We start from the raw sequence: 17,609 nt of genomic DNA on the forward strand, positions 1-17,609 counted from the left end.
TCATGGCACGCATACGCACGATTAAACCTGAATTCTGGACCAGTGAGCAGATCATGGAATGCTCGCCGCTGGCTCGACTGCTTTTCATCGGTATGTGGAATTTCTGCGATGACGACGGTAACCATCCGGCAAGTGCAAAGCGTTTGAAGGCTCAAATCTTTCCTTCAGACGATATTGCCTCGACAGATGTTCAGGTACTACTCGACGAGTTATCGTCGAATTCCTTAATCGTCTTGTACACCGCACTGGGTAACGATTATTGGCATGTGACTGGCTGGGTTCACCAGAAAATTGACAAGCCAACCTACAAATATCCCCGCTTTTCTGACGCTCTTGTGAAACCAGCTAGCGGAGGCCTCGACGACTCCTCACCCCCGGAAGGGAAGGGAATGGAAGGGATAGGTAAAGGAAAGGATGGGGAAGGGAATGGAAAAGAAAGGTCGTCTCATGCCTCAACCTCAGTAGGCGCGAGCGCGACCGAAAAAACTGACGACGACGGCCAAAATCAAAACGGCGAAAAGCCAAAATCTCGCAACGTCGCTGTGGCAATCCTGCTGCGATCGCTCGACGTCAAGCCCATGACTTCCATGCATCCGAACTGCATCGAATGGGCTGAGAACCCGCGCATTACCGATGAAGTGCTGACGGCTGCTGTCGAGACAGCACGGCAGTACAAGCCAACCGGCGATATCCATCCGAACTACCTGGCACCCATCGTCACCGAACTGCTGCAGCCAAAGCGCGACGACAACAGCTGGAAGCGCAGCAACGAAGGCATTGAGCGCAAAGGGCGTGAGCTCGGCCTGTTCGCCACCCGGAACGAGGATTACAAGGGCTTTGCTGATCGCATCAGCAAGGAAATCGACAAGCGAAAACGTGATGGAGGTGCACCAGCATGAACGATCACACCGTAGACCCAAGCCGTTGCGCTGCATACGGCTGTCCATGCCTCGGAACCACCACCAACAGCACCGGCGGTAGCGACAAGTGGTTTTGCGGCTATCACGCCGGTACCGATGCCATCTCTTGGGCACGCATAAGCAACGAATTGAACCGCCTTTCGTTCATCGTCCTGGCAATGGAAAAGATCAATACCTACCGCAGCCGCTACGAGTGGACAAAGGTCTATCGCGAGATCCAGAACGAATTGCGTTTGAACCAGCGTGGTGATCTGTTGCTGGTCGAGGGTGAGAGCGTATCTGCCTGGTATAGCCGCCTGGATGCCGAACTCGAAAAGGTCTGCAAGGGCAATAAACCACAGCCTGAACTGCCTTTGCAAACGGTACCGACCGCTGAGGCCGACCATTTCAAGCGCGTGCAATTGGCAGTGCCGGAACACGCCTAACGCCGCCACATATACGCGCGCGTGCGCGCATTTGAAGTTTTTCAACGCAGTACCAACCAGGAGAATTTGATGAACACCGGAGCAGAACCGAACAAAGTGCAGGCGGCAACAAATTGCGAACAGGCTGTTTCGTACAGCAAAGAAGTTAGCCCACAGCGCAGTTGCATGAGCAGCGATGTATTGCGCGCTGCGGTGAAGGGATTGCACGCATCGGAGCAGGGATCTGGAACTTACGCGACCGCATCGTTTGCGGTCTATCACGCTCTGTCTGGTGCGCATCGCGAAGCATTGTCGCAACTGGTGAAACAAGGTCCGGTGTACGACGGCGATGTCATTTCGAAGAGCCTGCGCGACGACTTGATGCAACTCGGTTTGGCGACTCGCGTTTGCTACAAGGGTGAGCAGGGCTATACCGCTTCGAACTATGCAGGATGGGACGTTTTACGCTCGGTAGAACGCTAAGCATTGACCGCCCGGGCTTCGGCTCGGGCAAGCAGGGAGAGAACATGACCACATTCAAAACCACAATGGATGCCGAGTCCCAGAAACGCGCCGAATACCTGGCCGCAATTGGCCGCGCGCTGCCGGACGATGACGACGGACTTGAGTCTTTCGACGTGCAGGATCAATTCGGCGAGGTCATGGCCTGGGTATTTGGCACGGCCATATTGCTGGCGATCATCGGCGTTGCTGCCTTCGTGGTGGGGATGACTCGGCCATGAATATCCTTTCGATCGATATCGGCACGACTACTGGCTGGGCTTTGGCCACTAGCGATGGAAAAGTGCGCGGTGGCAGCGTCAAAACTGCACCAACACGGATGGAAGGCCCAGGCGCACGCTGGTTGAAGTTCCGGGCATTCTTAGCCGAAACGCAGCGCAGCGTAGACCAGATCCACGTCGTGTACTACGAACGCGTGCTGCGCCACACCGCTGTGCAAGCTGCTCACGTCTATGGTGGTTTTGAGGCCATGTTGCAGGTCTGGTGTGAATCAAACCGCGTCCGAATGGTGGCGGTGCCCGTGCCGGTGATCAAGAAATCGTGGACGGGTAAGGGCAATGCGGACAAGGTCGCTATGGTCGCTATGGCCAAGTCGCGCGGCTTCAACCCGGTAGATGACAACCACGCAGATGCGCTTGCGCTGCTGGCTTATGCGCTGGGTATTGAGTGGCGTGCGCCGAGAACTGATCACTCTTTGATGGAGCCGCCTGCAGCGCCGTTGTTTGATGAGGTGACCGGATGATCGATTCAATCACCCGGCCTGTAGGTGTGGATCAGCGACTAGCTTGGCTTTTCGCCCAAGCAATGGCAGACCGTAAGCGTTCAACAAGTGATTGCTTTAAGGGTTCCGGGACTGTCGGGTCCGCAAGCGTGCCATTGGACAGTTCACGTGCGATGTCATCGATGTCGTCCAGGTACTTTTGCGGATTGCCACTCGCTTTTGCCTGCTTAAGCAGTATCGCGTTGATAAGAATTAAGTCGCCGGACGATGCTCCGTATGCTGCATTGCGCAGTTTGTCTATCTCGATTCTCAACGCGTCGAATTCTTGTTGCGATGCCATTTTCACTCCTTTTAAGTTGGGACAGCAACCATACCACGGTGGCTTGGTTGTACCCCAGTAAGGACAAACAGCGTTCTCATGACCCAAGCAAACCGAGGGGATATATCGGAAGCAGTACAGGCGCGGAGCCTTTCGCGATGCTGTTCCTTATTCGCGTGACTGTATCGGTGGCTGATAAGTGATCCCACTCACTTCCGAAAGGATAGGCCGCTGGTTGTTCCCCTTGTTTTGTTGTCGTGTATGGAGGAAATCGCCATGAGTGAAATTTTAACCACCAATCAGAAGCGCCGGGACTGGTTCAAGATCATCCGGGTGGACTTGATCAATGCCGGTGTGTCGATGGCAAAGGTGGCTAGCGCTTGCGGCCGTGATCCGAAGACGATCGAGCACTGGACCATAGACGGCGAACCGAAAGACAGTGACGCCCGCGTCGTCCTAGCGCTTTACCAGAAGTTTTGCCCCCAGAAGTACGTCGAACACATGAAATCTCACGACGCAAACTACACGCCGCCAGAGCACATATTTGCCCGGCCACCCGCGCCGCCAGTCAAGAAGCGCGAACAGCCGAAGACTCAAACGAATGATATGCAACACGAACTATTTCAAGGCCTGAAGACATGAAGAAGCCAGTAACACCGGGCAAGAAAGTGGCAGCGAAGAAACCAGCGGTCAAACGAGCTGCGCCGAGGCCGAAAGCGACTCAGCACCCGCTGATGGTCGACGGCAGTGCATTTGACCGTCAGAAGGTCATGGACCACGTTTGCAATGAAACGGTGAGCAGCAACAAATCGGTGGTGAAGATTCTCGCTGCTGGATACCAGACTGGCGAAAAGACATGGCCGCTGCCCGATTATTCGAACTTCCACCGCTGGATGCGTGGCGACAAGGAACTGCGCACCCAGTACGAGGAGGCCAAGATGGAGCAGGCTGACTTTCTGGGGGAAGAGCTGCTGGAAATCTCGGACAAGGAACTGAAGACCGCCGTGGATGTGCAAGCAGCACGTCTGCAGTCCGACAACCGCAAATGGCTGATGTCGAAGATGAAGCCTCGGAAGTTTGGCGACAAGATGGCGCTCACGGATGGGGACGGTAAGCCATTGCCGTCAGCGCAGATCAATCCTGTTTTCAATCTCACGCTGACGCCAGATACCGAGGAATAACATGCTGTACTTCGGGTTTTCATTCCTGTTCAACTGGCTGCAATGCAACTTGGTCACCCCAAGTGCTGCCGGTTCTGGTCCGTCCTTTGATGTTAAATTCACCGCCAAGCAGAGCAAAGCACTGCGCTCGACTGCTACCGAAATACTCTATGGTGGCGCAGCCGGTGGCGGCAAATCTTTTTTCATGCGCGCGCTGGCGTGTATTCTATGCGGACTGATCCCCGGCCTGCAGGTGTATCTGTTCCGTCGGATATCTGGCGATTTGATCAAGAACCATATGGAAGGGCCGAAATCGTTCCATGTGTTACTTGCACCGTTCGTTGCTGTCGGCTTGGTAAAGATCGTTGAGTCCGAAATTCGATTCTGGAATGGCGCGAAGATCTACCTTTGTCACTGCCAATACGAATCTGACCTGAGCAAGTATCAAGGTGCAGAGATTCACGTTTTGCTGATGGATGAGCTGACCCACTTTACCGAATCGATGTACCGATATCTACGCCAGCGTGTCCGTGCACCCGGACTGGTGTTCCCGCCGAGTGCCTGCGAACAATTTATGTCTATGTTTGGCATTGATTTGCGCGCCAAAATCCCGCTGATCCTGTGTGGCAGCAATCCTGGCAGCATCGGCCACCAGTGGGTAAAGAATTCGTTTGTCGACATGTTGGATGAAATGGAAGTGAAGCGCATGTCTAGGGAAGAGGGCGGTATGCTGCGGCAATACATCCCCGCTCGACTGGAGGACAATCCTCAGCTCTTGATTGATGACCCAGGTTACGAAGACCGACTGTACGGTTTAGGCAGCAAGGAACTAGTCAAAGCATTTCGTTTCGGAGACTGGAGCATCGTTGCTGGCGCTTTCTTCGACAACATCAGCGAAATGAAGCACAAGCTGCCGAGCTTCACACCGCCAGCGCACTGGACGCGATTCCGTTCTATGGACTGGGGCAGCGCAAAGCCGTTCTCCGTAGGCTGGTGGTGTATTGCTGAGGCTGAGTGGGTTAAGTTCAACGACGGCACCGAGCGCATGCTGCCGCAGGGCGCGATTATCCGGTACCGAGAATGGTACGGCTGCAAGCGTACTGAAGACGGCCGACCTATGCCAAACGTCGGTCTGCGCCTGAGCGTTGAGGCGGTAGGGCGCGGCATCATGGAACGAGAACGCGGCGAGAAGATTGACGAACAATTGAGCCGGGCCGATCCGTCTATGTGGAAAGAGGACGGTGGCCCATCCTTCATTGAGCGCATGATCAAGTGTGACTCGAAAAATCCAAATGCGATGGTGGGGCCACGTTTTGCGTCTGCTGACAATTCCCGTCCTCAGGGTTGGCAGCAGATGTATTCACGACTGGCGTGGGAAGATGTGGACGATGGAGATCCTATGCTTTTTGTTACTGCTGACTGTAAGGACTGGTGGCGCACCGTTCCCGCTTTGCTACACGATGACAAGCGAATGGAAGACGTCGACACGAAACTTGAGGATCATGCCGGTGACGAGACACGGTATGCCTGCATGGCACGTCCAGTCTCACGTGTGCCGAAACCGAGGACTCAATCTGGCCCAGCGCCTTGGTCGCTCGACTGGGTGAACGCCAACGGGTAGCCCTAAATCGGGAAAAAAGTTCTATCGGCATGCGTTGAAATAGCGCCATGTCAATTCAAACCGCCAACGTAGTTCCAAACTTCCTGACGCGTCGCAAAATCGACGCGCAAGACCTTCGTCGCTTGCAAGAACCGGTCGTGCTTTTCGAATATGAAGGACTCGACAGCGATGGCGAACGTTTCTACGTCTATACGGTGGCAGGCTTCCTCGACGGCAAAAACATCTGCACGGCACAAGGCGGCGCAACAGTAGGCGGCGACGTCATCACTATCCACGCCGACACCCGCGAGAACGCTGACGCGATCGCCTGCCTTGGCCTGTACGACACCATCAATGCGCTTGATCAAGAAGATCAACTGATGCTTGACGCGCTGGCGGCAAAAGCGCGTCTGGGCACCATCGGCGCACTCGATCGTATGGATCTGGCCAATCGCAAGGACAAGCCGGATGCGTTCGTGGAAGACATGGACAAACTGACCGTGCTGCGAGGCGACGACATCATTGTCGCCTCCGGCCATTGAGGTCTGTCATGCCATATACCCTCGACGAATTAAAGGCTCACTGCGCAATCATCGATCACGTATTGAATGGACGTCACACGCCAGAGCAAGGCGAGAAGCTGCTTGGTGAATTGAAGGCTGAAATGCGCTCAAAGCGGGCGCAAGAAAAGGTGTTGATTGGCAGTTTCAAGGGAATGCCAGTTTATGCGAACCAAAGTTTTGCTGTAACGGCCGGTACTGGCCGTCGCTGAGTACCCGGATCGCAGGGCTGTTCTCTGCGGAAAACTTGGAGTAAATCATGTCGTCAAAAATTCTTTCTTTGGGTTCCGCTGGTTCTGCAGTGCAGGGCATTCTGATCTCGGGTGCGACAAACGCAACCCCGATCGTCCTCACTTTGGCTGCTGGTCATGGCCTGAAAAACGGTGACCGCCTGGCTGTGGCTGGCATTACCGGCAACACCGGAGCTAATGGTGAATTCACACTCGCCAACGTGACCGGTACCACCGCTACTTTGCTGGGTTCCGCTGGTAATGGCACTTATGGCGGCACTCCGCGTGCAGCAGTGATCTGCGACGTGACACCACATATGAAAGATCACAGCGCTGCACTGGTGTTGCAGGGCAACCTGGTCGGCACATTGGATATCGAGTCCTATGCGTCCTATGCGGACTTCGCCGCCGGCGTGAACACTTCGCCAGGTGCCATTGCTCCGGTCGTGTCGCCATCGATCGGTACAAACTCGGCGGGTTCTGGATCTGCACCAGCTAAAACCACCATCACAGCAGCAGCTACCAACGCTGCATTGTGCTGCGAAGTGAAGCTGGCCAAGTACATGCGCGCCGTCGTGACCGCATACACCTCTGGCACCGTTATCGCGGCATTGGAAGCCTAAATGAGCGAAGCCGTCCTCGATCCTGTTCCAGGTGCTGATCCTGTCAAACCGGCGGACCGCGTGGTCGATGCGCAGGAGAAGGCGCTTGTTGCCGATTGGAACAAACGGATCGAGGCGGCGTTAAAGCGGGTTGAAAAAGAGTTCAAGAAATTCACCGAAAACCGGAAATTGATGGCCGGTAAGCAGGGCACTGACGAGCAGAAGAAAATGCGCGCCAACCTGCACTACGCAAACATGGCATCCATGCTGCCGCAGGTATATGCCAAGGATCCGGAGTTCTCCGTTCAGCCGACTCTGGGTGTCGGGCCGGATAATCAGGAAGCGACACGTAAATTCGCCGCGACCAGTGAAATCGTTCTCAAGGAATGCCTGGTCAAGGAAGCAAATCTCAAGAAACACGCTAAAAAGCAACTCCGATCCACGTACACCACGTCCATCGGCTGGTTGAAATGCAGCTGGCAGGAAGACCGTAAAAAGGATCCGCTGATTCTGAACCAGATCAAGGATACCCAAGACAACATTAATCGCTTGGAAATGCTTCTCAAGGAGCTAGATGACCCGAGTGCAGCGGCATCCCACGAGCTGCAGGTAGCGCAGTTAAAACAGACCATGGCTGGGCTCGAAACTCAGCAAGAAGTGACAATCGCGCGCGGTTTGGCGCTGGACTTCCTCATGTCCGAGGACGTAGTGATCATTGATGAATCAGTGCGCTCAATTACAGATTATCCTCGCGCCTCGGCCATTGCGCACCGCGTTTGGATGACTGTCGACCAATACAAAATGCGCTTTGGCTGCGAGCCCAAAAAAGCGAAATCATTCTGCGAGACCAATGGCGTCATGGGCGATGCTGCTGGAAACCTTGACGCCACCCTTGTGTGTGTATGGGAGATCTGGTCTCAGGATGACAATCGCATCTACTACCTTTGTACCGGCGAAGAAGGCTTCTGCGAAAATCCGAAATCACCAGAATGGACTGGTAAACGCTGGTTTCCGTTCTTCTTGTGCGCCTTTAACGAGATTGACGGTGCTTTCTACCCAATGTCCGACGTTGAGCTTACCGCGCAGCTGGTTGAGGAATACAACAAGAACCGAGAGGACTTCGTACGCGATCGCAAAGGCTGCTTGCCGGTCAATATCGCGCGCAAGGGCGGCTCGTTAAAAGACGAAGATCTGAACAATATTAAGAATCGGGAAGGCAGCGACCTGATCATGGTCGAAGGCGTGCCAGGCACAAAGCTTTCAGACGAAATATTCGTCGGGCAACTGGGCAATCTGCAAGCCCAAAACTACGACACGACTCCATCCCGCCAGGACATGGAGCAGATGCTGGGCGGCGGTGACGCGGCACGCGGCTCTGTCTTGAAGGCAAAGACAGCCACCGAGGCAGAAATCGTATCTCAAGGCTTGCGTGGTCGTTCTGCTGAGCGCCAGGACGTTATCGAGGACATGCTCAATGAGCTGGGCCCGTATGCGCTGGAAATCTGCTTGCGCAAGATGAGTGTTGAAGAAGTCCGGTTGATCGCCGGTAAGGATGCCGAATGGCCGTCCATGTCGATAGACGGAATTTTCAACCTGGTCAAAGTCGAAGTGCGTGGTGGCTCCACGGGCAAGCCAGATCGCCTACAGGAACAGGACCGCTGGACAAAGCTGCTGCCGGTGATCAAGGAAGCGGTAGAGCAGGTCGCAAAGCTGCGTGAAGCTGGCCAGGATCAGATGGCAAACGTTGTCATAGAGCTGACCCGCGAAACCCTACGCCGCTTTGATGAACGCATAGACATTGAACAGTTCTTGCCGCCGCCAGCAACCGGCGACGACGATCCAGCCGTACTCAAGCAGCAGCTTGTCACCATGCAGCAGCAACTCAAGATGGCGATGGATGCTGCCAAGGAAGCGAACGACAAGCTTCAAAAGGGATATGTCGAGGCTGCTACCCAGATCGCAACCAGCGCGGACCCTTTGGTTGCAGCGGCGGCATTTACCAGCGCCTTGCAACAAGTCACCGGAGAGGGCATTCAGCCTGCCGGCCCAGATTTAAACATAGCACCAGCCACGCCATCGGAAATGCAGCCGCCAGCTGCCCCTATGGTTTCCCCTGAACCTTCTCAACTGCAATGACCATGACAATCGAAAATACAGAAGCACCAGACAATTCCGGCCTGCCAGCATCAGGAGCAGCAACAGAAACCAATTTGCCAGACGCCGCAGGGTCAACTGCGGCACCTGCGCAGACAGCACCGGTCGATGACAATGCGCCGAAATCGATGCTGGAAGCGATCGAGGCTGCGGTACCTGGTGCCTCATCTGAAGGAGCAAAACCGGAAGTGGCAGCGGTAGATAAGCCTCCAGTTGATCCGAATGCGCCACCGAAAGATGACGCGGCCGAAGATATAACCAAGATGCCTGAAGGTCTGTCGAAAGGCGCGCAGGAACGTTTCCAGCGCTTGGCCAACGACAATAAGGAAGTGAAGCAGCGCCTCGAAGAAGTGCAGTCCGCAGTAGAACCGTTTCGCCAGGCATTGCAGGAAAACGGCGTACGCCAAGAGCAGTTCGAAATGGCGACGGGATACATCGGCTTGATCAACAAAGGCGACTATCGTGGCGCTTTGGCCATCATGGACAAAGAACGCCAGCAACTCGCATTGATGATAGGCGAACCGCTGGAAGGCGTTGATGCTTTGTCTGACCATCCGGATTTGCGTGAAGCGGTCGATTCCTTTCAGATTACCGAGCCACATGCCCTGGAGCTTGCGCGCCAACGCAGTCAGCAACAGATGCAGCAACAGCGCCAGCAGGAACAACAGCAGACACAGCAGTTTCATCTACAACAGCAGCAAGCCACTCAACAGGGCACCCAGGCGGTTGACGCGTTCTGCAAGCAGATGATGAAAAGTGACCTGGACTACGCAAAAGTCGAAGCCATTCTGCTGCCACAGATTCAAAGCGGTTTGTTGAAAGACGTTCCACCAAGCCGCTGGGCTGCTGTAGTCGAATCGACATACAAAATGATCAAAGCATCGGCGGGTGCAGGTAAGCAAACACCTTCTACGCCTCCACTGCGTGGCAATGGTCTGGATTCACCAGGTAACGCTCCCAAAACAATGCACGAAGCAATGTGGGGCGGCACCTAGGCGTTACGCGGGCCTCGCCAGCCGCATCGAACAAACCAGCGTTACCCGAAGTCGCTGCCGGGAGTAGTAGAACCACTGTTTTACCAGTTTTGAATGGTGTGAGCCTGATTCACCACAGGCAAGCGTGACGTATTTCCGTGTCGTCCCCGGAGTCGAGTTTTTATAAAACGTTTGCCTTTTTGGAGAATTATCATGCCTTTCACAAGTGATGAAATCATCAATGCCGGTAAAGCCGGTTTGGACTTCTACCTGGCTAATAAGCCGGTAGATCAGATCGCACTGGAACGACCGCTGCTCAAGGCTTTTCAAGCCAAGAAAAAGTCCGCGCCTGGTGCAAAGCAGTACATCGTGGAGCAACTGCGCAAATCGTATAACTCCAATTTCCAGTGGTACAACGGTTCGGCCATCGTGACGTACAACAAACGTCAAACGCTGGAGCAAGCCAACTATCAATGGCGCTCATGCCATGACGGTCTGGCTTTGAACGAAGACCAACTCGCGCAGAACGGCATCATGATCACCGATGACTCCGGTCCATCGAATGCATCACAAGCCGAGAAAATCCAGCTTACCAACCTGTTCGAAGAACAATCCGAAGTCTTGCGCCTCGGCTTCCAGGAACAATTCAGCTATCAGTTGCATCTGGACGGCACTCAAAGTCCAGACGCGATCGCTGGTCTGGACGCATTGATCTCGTTGACACCTACCTCCGGCGTTGTCGGCGGTATCGATCGCGGCCAAGCTGGTAATGCGTACTGGCGCAATAACTTCGCGACCGGCCTGACCACAACCAAAGACACCGGCACCATCTTGAACCAAATGGAAATTGGTTACCGCAATTGCATGCGCAATGGTGGTCGTCCAGATCTGATGGTCGGTGGTTCGAATTTCGTCGACGGCTATCGCAATTTCCTGACGACTACATTCGGTCGCATGGATTATGGCCCGGCCGGTTTCAAACGCGTTGAAGCCGGTACCCAGGTAATGACGTTCCAAGGAACTGACATTCAGTGGTCTCCTGAATTTCAGGAGCTGGATTCGCGTTATGCACCAGCTACCCCATGGGAAAAACGTTTGTACATGCTGAACACGCAAACGATCACCCTGCGCCCACTGCAAGGCCATGACATGAAGACACGCAAGCCACCGCGTGCCTATGACCGCTACGAGTATTACTGGGGTCTGACATGGAAGGGCGCGCTGACCCTGAATCGTTCGAATGCAAACGGCGTTTTTGCGATTGCATAGAGCCGCACACTCGGGCTAACGCCCGGGTGGTTAATGAGCAGTTGAAGTTCTGTCCCTGGCGGTGACAGAGACTTTTTGGGCAGGAAGCTCTGCCCTTTTTTGCAAAAACCGCCATATAAAAGGAGAACTACCATGTCTCAAGCCGCCGCAGCACAGAAAGAAAGCAACGCCTATTCAAAACGTATTTATGTCGTCATCGATCGCGACATGACCGCGAAGACGTCGAAAATCATCTGGTCTCACGAAAAGCCAATTCTGGAAGAAATATTTGGTGAAGGTCGCATCATTGACACCGATCCCTCAGCAATGGATGAAGGCTTCAGCACCAAGATTCGGCCAGATCTGCTGCCACACAACAAATCGCAAGATGCCATCTTGCCGCCGACGGAATCGTCAGGTCTCGGGCACCTGTTTATTGGCGACCCTGAAACCGAATACATGCGCCTGGCTGAGGCATACGGAAAACACGCTGAGATCAACCAGCTGATAGTCGAAAAATGCTATGGGCGCTTCAGCGATGGCCGATTTCAGAAGCTGCTCAAAAAGCCAAAGTTGTCGGATCTGCCCGTAGCTCAGTTGGCAGGGCTTCTCCAAGCGTTCGGCGTCGAAATTCCCAAAAACGCCACTCAAAAAGACATGTTGGCGCTGGCAAGCGAATACAGCGTCGAACTGTAACGGCACGTAAGCGGCCAACCACCCTCAACAAAATAGGAGTTTCAAAATGCTGATCCTGATTGAAAAAGACAGTGCTACACGTATTCCGAAGGAAGTGGAGCCTGCAGAAGCAGAAGCGTTGGCCGCGAGTTTTCCCGTGCTGGTGGTCAATGAAGACGGCAGCAACACACCATTTGCCGACTGGAAAGCTGGCCAAGCCGATGGTGGAAGCCAGGACGATGATGCCCGTAAGGAAGCGACTGCAAAGGCTTTCGAGAAAAGCGGCCTCAGCCAGTCCAAATGGAACAAGATGCCAGCCGCAGAGCGCAATGCGTTGATTGACGCTGAACTGGTGGTCTGATCATGGCCTATCGCACCCTGGACAGCCTGCGCGCGACACTGCTTGCCCGTCTCGGCATGGCCGGAATGGGTGCGTCAGGCGGTGCAAATCAGGCGATTTTTGACTCTTTCCTCAGTAATGGCCAGTCGCAGCTGTATTGGATGCAGGACTGGAAAAAACTTGTCTGGTATGAAGAAAAGACACTCGGCGTAGGCCAGAATCAACTGGATTACCCACGTGATTGCGAGCTCAACAACCGCATTCTGAAGATCGAAACGGTTTACAACGGCCAATGGCGTGAACTGAGCGAGGGTATCCGCACAGAAGACTGGAACACGATGGATACGCCATCGTTTCCATATCGGTACGAGCGATATGCGCAAATCCTGATCTACCCGAAAGCCGATCAGGTCTACACAGTCCGTATTTGGTACGTCAAGGATCTGGGGCGCTTCTCCGAGAATGGTGACCGTGCCACGCTGGACGATGAAATGGTGTTCTTGCATGCGCTGGCGAACGCCAAAGCGCATTACCGCCATCCGGATGCTCAAACATACCAGGGACAACTCAATACGATGCTTGGTGCCATTCGCGGCCAATCGCTCAGCTTCAATGGCGTATATCGCCGTGACCAGGTCGCACCGGCTGCGCAGCGTCCTCATGTTGAAGGGCGAGATACCTAATGGCAGCGATAACGTATATGGATTTCTCCGGCGGTCTCGACCGCCGTTTGCCTATCTCAGTCCAAGACGCTAACAAACTGTGGACGCTACGCAATGCCTATGTGACGCTGGGCAAGCGACTCAAGAAACGCCCATGCCTGCGTAAGCGTGCTGAAGGCCTTACCGGTTCGTTCGGTCTCAAGGCAATAAACGGTCGCTTGAATGTGTTCTGTGATGCTACGTCTGGATACTTCCCACCTATTGAGGTCGATAGCATCGAATTGGGTGCACCGTCATGGGCAAACGGCACTGCTTTGCGTGATGTCCACTATGCCGATATCTTCAACGGTTTCCCTTACATCGTGGCGCAGTATGAAAACGGCGCCATCGCGCACCATTACGTCGATGTAACCGCAAAGACATTCACGATCACCGTTGCCAGTCCGGCGGTAGTGACTCTCACAGATCACGGTTATGTAGCTGGGCAGGAGATTGTTTTCTCTACCACCGGTGCGCTGCCAACCGGTTTGACTGCAGGTACCGTCTACTACGTTTTGCCGCTGACTCCGACGCCATCGGCCAGCAGCTTCCAAGTAAGTGCCACGCCTGGCGGTCCTGCGATCAACACAACCGGCACGCAGTCTGGCGTACACACTTCAACGACCAGGACGCCGATCACGGACCCGAATAATCCTCGCAGCATCAGCGTGACGAAGGCCGCAAGCCGTGTCTTCGCGATCGGCGGTGAAGTGGTCAGATACTGCGCTGCCGGTGGTCCGCGCGACTGGACAACAGCCAGCGATGCAGGTTTCTTGCCGGTAGCACTGCAGCAGGATACGAAAAGCGGCTGTACGGCTGTTGGAACCTTTCAGGATTCACTGGTGGTGTTTTTCAGTGAGAACGCTCAAATCTGGAATGTCGCGGTTGACCCATCGGCAAATACCATTAGCAAGCGAAATGCCGGAGCAGGGTGTGAAGCGCCTTTGTCGCTGGCATCCTTCGCCAACGATCTGATGTTCCTCAGTCCTTACGGCTTCCGATCAATGACTGTGCAGGCTGTCAATAGCCGAATTGATGATGCCGATGTAGGCGTGCCTATTGACACACTTGTTCAACCAGATGTGGATTTCACCGGAAATCTGACTGATGGGAACCAGATATTCGGTGGTTGGATTCACCAGCTTGGCCAGTACTGGGCGGTTTTCGACATGGAAACCTACTCAAAGGCGTGGGTGTACACCTATTCGAAGTCGTCGAAATTGGCATGCTGGAGTGAATACATCTTCCCAATCAAGATCGAAGCGATCACCACACTGGCAGGCAAGGTCTATTTGCGCTCAGAAGATGTGCTTTATGACGTAGTCGATGACAGCACCAGCGACGACGGCGCGCTAGTGAACGTCGAGATTCAAATGGCATTCCAAGACGCAAAATCCCCAGGTGTAGCCAAGCAGGTTTATGGCGCTGATCTGGTGGTAGCTGGCTCGCCTGATCTTTCCTACAAATACGATCCGCGCGACTTGGGCAAGGAAAGCATCCCGCAACGAATCACTGGCGATACTAGACCCGATGACATCGTGCCGGTTGAAATCCAATGTCCAGCCATTGCTCCGGTATTTCGTCACGCGCTGGATGAAGCGTTCGAACTGGATGCTTTGACGCTTTACTACAACCCGCTAGGGACGCTGTGATGTTCGACACGCTCTCACTCGAGGCATCGCTCCACATCTGCAAAAACATGCGTGCTACTGACCTTGCGTGTCTGCAGGCTGTGATGGGAGACATTTCCGTGGAATCGTTCGCTATTGATCGATATCAGACTCACGGCGCAGCGTGGGCTTTCTATCAAGACGGTGTACCAGTGGTCATGGCGGGAATAACTTCTTCCGTGCCGTGGTTAGGCGTCGCATGGATGGTTTCCACGGACGCTGTCAGTGCAGATTCATGGAAAAAAATTATCCGCTTCTCACGTAATGTGTTTCGCAACGCTAGCCGCAAGTATCAGCGGATTGACGCCTACGTTCTCGAAACCTGGCCTCAAGCGAAACGATACGCGGAGAAAGTCGGATTCAAGCAGGTCAACGTTCGGGAGCGGGTCGGCAGAGAAGGTCAAAACGTTCTCGATTTCGCAATCATAGGAGCCATAGAATGAAAAAAATCATATTCTCGTTGTTGGCGCTGTCGTTCGCCTGTTTTGCAAATGCCCAGACCGCTTATTACCTCGGACTGCAGCAGCGTAATCCAACAGATACTGGCTGGAGCACCCGGATGGTTGCGCCGCCTTTAGCGCCAAACAATGGGATTTTGATCTACAACCGCACAACCAACCTTCCAGAATTCGTTACGGTCGGCAGCGGCTTGACGATTATCAGCGGTTCTCTGCGTACTGATGGGTTGTCTCCGGCTGCTTTCAGTGGCAGCTATCTCGACCTGACCAACACGCCAACTATCCCAGCAGCACAAGTCAACGCCGACTGGAACGCGATATCCGGCGTTGAAGCGATTCAGAACAAACCGACTCTGTTTGACGGCGCCTACAGTTCCTTGTCCGGTACACCCACACTGTTTGATGGCGCTTGGTCGTCATTGACTGGTAAGCCAACCGACTTATCAGCTTTTGCAAACGGACCTGGCTACGTTACCAGCTCCGCATTGTCTGGTTTGGTGTCCTCGGCATCCCTGAGCACAACACTCGGCAGCTATGCGACAAGTTCGGCACTGGCCTCTGGTTTGGCCGGAAAGGAAGCCGCTGGTTCTGCTGCGGTAGCTCAATCGTATGCGGTTCAACGTGCAAATCACACTGGAACTCAGTCGGTGACGACCATTACCAGCAATGCCTACGTTGAAACCACGGCGAAGAACAAGGCTATCCAGATATTCAAATCGGCCACAGTAGCAAGCGGTATTGCCGTGTTCCATTTGACTACGGATGGCTCGTCCGGCGGCACTGCGCTCTGCAGTGAGGTGTTCACAGATAGCGTCCAGGTCACGGTCAACGATGCTGCTGCGTCATTCCAATACGGCTGGGCATTCTCCAATGGCAATAAGACTCTGACCGTAACAGTCAACAAATTCACGACCGCGAACATCCTGTCAGGAATTCTTGGTCAATCTGCGGCAAATGGTTCGGTTGCAAAACTGAGCATTTCCTGCGCATCGGTTTAAACAGCAGGGGGAAATATGGGCGGTGGCGGCGGTGATGGCGGCGCAGCAGCGCGTACAGCTGAGATAGAGGCTCAAAAGGCTGCTGCACGTCAGCAGCTTAATTATTTGTTTGGTGAGGGTGACGATAGCAATCCGAACAAGTTGGCGCGTGAAGAGCTCTATACCGGTGTGCGCGAGAATGCGTTCAACTCCGGAAAACGGGCATTGGATGAAGCCAATGAGAAAGCTACTCGCCAAAACAAGTTCGCATTGTTTGCCCAAGGCTTGAACGGAGGTTCTGAGGATATTGACCAGAACGCCTTGATGCGGCGCACCTATGACCAGGGACTACTGGATCTTGGCTCAAAAGCCGATGCTGCGAAATCACAATTCAAGACGAACGACGAAACTACACGGCTTGGCTTGCTCCAGTCGATTGACGCCGGCATGGATCAAAGCAGCGCAGTTAGCTCTGCAATGAACCAGATGAAAAACAATTCCGACATGGCCGCAGCAAACGCGCAAAGCACAAATCTGGGCGATCTTTTCTCGACCTCTGGTGCGCTGTATACCCAAAGCCAGGCCGCGAAGGGCAAGCAGGCGGCAACCGACTGGTGGAACAACTTTACCCGCAGTGGCGGCAGCGGAGCCAGCAATAACGCACGCACTGGCGTTGCGTCAAATACATACTAAGGCCAAGATCATGACAGCAGCTGCTCTCCCATACCTTCTCGCTGGTGCAGGCACATTGGCACAGATGAAGTCGACCGCTGACGCGAATGATAAGCGCCGGTCTATCCTCAATGCGCAGCTCGATCGTGATGACGCTGCAGCCAAAAAATCAAATGCCTTGATTCTCAATGAATCCGAGAAGTTCGCACCAGAGGTGCGCAAAGAGGCGATGATCGCAAACGAAGAAAAGCTATTCGGCCAACAGCAAGCGGATCTGCGGTCTGGTGCTGGCGGTGGTGAACTCGGTGCCATTACGACCGCTGGTGGCGCGGGAAATGTATCTGACGATTTCTTGCGCGCGAAAGCAGATCGTGCTGTGACAGAGGGCAATCGCCTAACTTCAATCGCTCGGGAGCTGGCAAAGACTCGCGCACCTGGACAGCTGGCAATAGATGAGGGCTATTCACGCGGCAATCTTTCCAGCGAACTGAGCAACATCGCAGGTACCAACCAGAATTATGCGCGCGCTGCGAGTAACGACGCCGGGGCAGTGCAGGAGGGCAATCTGGGCGCGTTCGGGAAGATTGCAAGTGCTATCGGTATGGGCATGGCTGCAGGAGGTGCAGCGAAGGCTGCGGGCGCTGCTGCCGGTGGTGGCACGGGTATCGGATTCAAAGTACCGTCTTCGATGTGGGGTTAAAG

General features: G+C 54.2%; 23 protein-coding genes. 22 read left to right on the top strand and 1 reads right to left on the bottom strand.

The window, feature by feature from the left end; translation table 11 throughout:
- The first annotated feature begins 2 nt into the window (after positions 1-2).
- The 5 genes from IXC47_RS19335 (at position 3) to IXC47_RS06025 (ending at position 2,588) form a co-directional block, all read left to right on the top strand.
- On the top strand, positions 3-899 hold the full coding sequence (locus tag IXC47_RS19335; RefSeq protein ID WP_230089415.1) for a hypothetical protein: 897 nt from the start codon (positions 3-5) through the stop codon (positions 897-899).
- Positions 896-1,345 carry a hypothetical protein gene (locus tag IXC47_RS06010; protein WP_195874983.1) on the top strand — a complete coding sequence of 150 codons (450 nt, stop codon included), beginning with the start codon at positions 896-898 and terminating at the stop codon, positions 1,343-1,345. Before IXC47_RS19335 ends, IXC47_RS06010 begins: the two co-directional genes overlap by 4 nt.
- 69 nt (positions 1,346-1,414) lie before the next feature.
- Positions 1,415-1,807: a hypothetical protein gene (locus IXC47_RS06015; RefSeq protein ID WP_195874984.1), complete on the top strand. Its 393-nt coding sequence runs from the start codon at positions 1,415-1,417 to the stop codon at positions 1,805-1,807.
- Between the two features lie 44 nt (positions 1,808-1,851).
- A complete protein-coding gene (locus tag IXC47_RS06020) occupies positions 1,852-2,067 on the top strand; it encodes a hypothetical protein (RefSeq protein ID WP_195874985.1) in 216 nt (71 codons plus the stop codon).
- Positions 2,064-2,588 carry a hypothetical protein gene (locus tag IXC47_RS06025; protein ID WP_195874986.1) on the top strand — a complete coding sequence of 175 codons (525 nt, stop codon included), beginning with the start codon at positions 2,064-2,066 and terminating at the stop codon, positions 2,586-2,588. The genes IXC47_RS06020 and IXC47_RS06025 overlap by 4 nt, the downstream gene beginning before the upstream one ends.
- Before the next feature lie 31 nt (positions 2,589-2,619).
- Here the strand turns inward: IXC47_RS06025 and IXC47_RS06030 are convergent, their stop codons facing one another.
- Positions 2,620-2,907 carry a hypothetical protein gene (locus tag IXC47_RS06030; protein ID WP_195874987.1) on the bottom strand — a complete coding sequence of 96 codons (288 nt, stop codon included), beginning with the start codon at positions 2,905-2,907 and terminating at the stop codon, positions 2,620-2,622.
- Between the two features lie 255 nt (positions 2,908-3,162).
- Between IXC47_RS06030 and IXC47_RS06035 the strand changes: the two genes are divergently transcribed.
- The 17 genes from IXC47_RS06035 (at position 3,163) to IXC47_RS06115 (ending at position 17,607) form a co-directional block, all read left to right on the top strand.
- Positions 3,163-3,528: a hypothetical protein gene (locus IXC47_RS06035; RefSeq protein WP_195874988.1), complete on the top strand. Its 366-nt coding sequence runs from the start codon at positions 3,163-3,165 to the stop codon at positions 3,526-3,528.
- Positions 3,525-4,067 (top strand): terminase small subunit-like protein, encoded by a 543-nt coding sequence (locus IXC47_RS06040; RefSeq protein ID WP_195874989.1) that lies wholly within the window; start codon positions 3,525-3,527, stop codon positions 4,065-4,067. Before IXC47_RS06035 ends, IXC47_RS06040 begins: the two co-directional genes overlap by 4 nt.
- Before the next feature lies 1 nt (position 4,068).
- Positions 4,069-5,667 (top strand): terminase large subunit domain-containing protein, encoded by a 1,599-nt coding sequence (locus tag IXC47_RS06045; protein ID WP_195874990.1) that lies wholly within the window; start codon positions 4,069-4,071, stop codon positions 5,665-5,667.
- Between the two features lie 47 nt (positions 5,668-5,714).
- Positions 5,715-6,188, top strand: a complete 474-nt coding sequence (locus tag IXC47_RS06050) for a hypothetical protein (RefSeq protein WP_195874991.1) — start codon at positions 5,715-5,717, stop codon at positions 6,186-6,188.
- 8 nt (positions 6,189-6,196) lie between these two features.
- Entirely contained in the window at positions 6,197-6,418 is a 222-nt protein-coding gene (locus IXC47_RS06055) for a hypothetical protein (protein WP_195874992.1), read from the top strand.
- Positions 6,419-6,465: 47 nt separating this feature from the next.
- Complete coding sequence (locus IXC47_RS06060; RefSeq protein WP_195874993.1) at positions 6,466-7,059, top strand: hypothetical protein; 594 nt, start codon at positions 6,466-6,468, stop codon at positions 7,057-7,059.
- Positions 7,060-9,174 (top strand): hypothetical protein, encoded by a 2,115-nt coding sequence (locus IXC47_RS06065; RefSeq protein WP_195874994.1) that lies wholly within the window; start codon positions 7,060-7,062, stop codon positions 9,172-9,174. It begins immediately after the preceding gene.
- Positions 9,175-9,176: 2 nt separating this feature from the next.
- Complete coding sequence (locus tag IXC47_RS06070) at positions 9,177-10,187, top strand: hypothetical protein (protein ID WP_195874995.1); 1,011 nt, start codon at positions 9,177-9,179, stop codon at positions 10,185-10,187.
- Positions 10,188-10,379: 192 nt separating this feature from the next.
- On the top strand, positions 10,380-11,435 hold the full coding sequence (locus IXC47_RS06075) for a phage major capsid protein (protein WP_195874996.1): 1,056 nt from the start codon (positions 10,380-10,382) through the stop codon (positions 11,433-11,435).
- 132 nt (positions 11,436-11,567) lie between these two features.
- A complete protein-coding gene (locus IXC47_RS06080; protein ID WP_195874997.1) occupies positions 11,568-12,110 on the top strand; it encodes a hypothetical protein in 543 nt (180 codons plus the stop codon).
- 46 nt (positions 12,111-12,156) lie between these two features.
- Entirely contained in the window at positions 12,157-12,450 is a 294-nt protein-coding gene (locus tag IXC47_RS06085; protein ID WP_195874998.1) for a C-type lectin-like domain-containing protein, read from the top strand.
- 2 nt (positions 12,451-12,452) lie between these two features.
- Entirely contained in the window at positions 12,453-13,112 is a 660-nt protein-coding gene (locus IXC47_RS06090) for a phage adaptor protein (RefSeq protein WP_195874999.1), read from the top strand.
- Positions 13,112-14,782, top strand: coding sequence for a hypothetical protein (locus tag IXC47_RS06095; RefSeq protein WP_195875000.1), 1,671 nt, complete (start codon positions 13,112-13,114; stop codon positions 14,780-14,782). Before IXC47_RS06090 ends, IXC47_RS06095 begins: the two co-directional genes overlap by 1 nt.
- A complete protein-coding gene (locus IXC47_RS06100) occupies positions 14,782-15,243 on the top strand; it encodes a hypothetical protein (RefSeq protein WP_195875001.1) in 462 nt (153 codons plus the stop codon). The genes IXC47_RS06095 and IXC47_RS06100 overlap by 1 nt, the downstream gene beginning before the upstream one ends.
- Positions 15,240-16,256, top strand: coding sequence for a hypothetical protein (locus IXC47_RS06105; protein WP_195875002.1), 1,017 nt, complete (start codon positions 15,240-15,242; stop codon positions 16,254-16,256). Before IXC47_RS06100 ends, IXC47_RS06105 begins: the two co-directional genes overlap by 4 nt.
- 15 nt (positions 16,257-16,271) lie before the next feature.
- The gene (locus IXC47_RS06110) at positions 16,272-16,928 is read left to right on the top strand and encodes a hypothetical protein (protein ID WP_195875003.1); all 657 of its coding nucleotides are present in this window, start codon (positions 16,272-16,274) and stop codon (positions 16,926-16,928) included.
- 10 nt (positions 16,929-16,938) lie between these two features.
- Positions 16,939-17,607, top strand: coding sequence for a hypothetical protein (locus IXC47_RS06115; RefSeq protein WP_195875004.1), 669 nt, complete (start codon positions 16,939-16,941; stop codon positions 17,605-17,607).
- Positions 17,608-17,609 lie beyond the last annotated feature (2 nt).

Origin of the sequence: Herminiimonas contaminans, assembly GCF_015645465.1 — a bacterium.
In the GTDB taxonomy this organism is placed as follows: Bacteria; Pseudomonadota; Gammaproteobacteria; order Burkholderiales; family Burkholderiaceae_D; genus Oxalicibacterium; species Oxalicibacterium contaminans.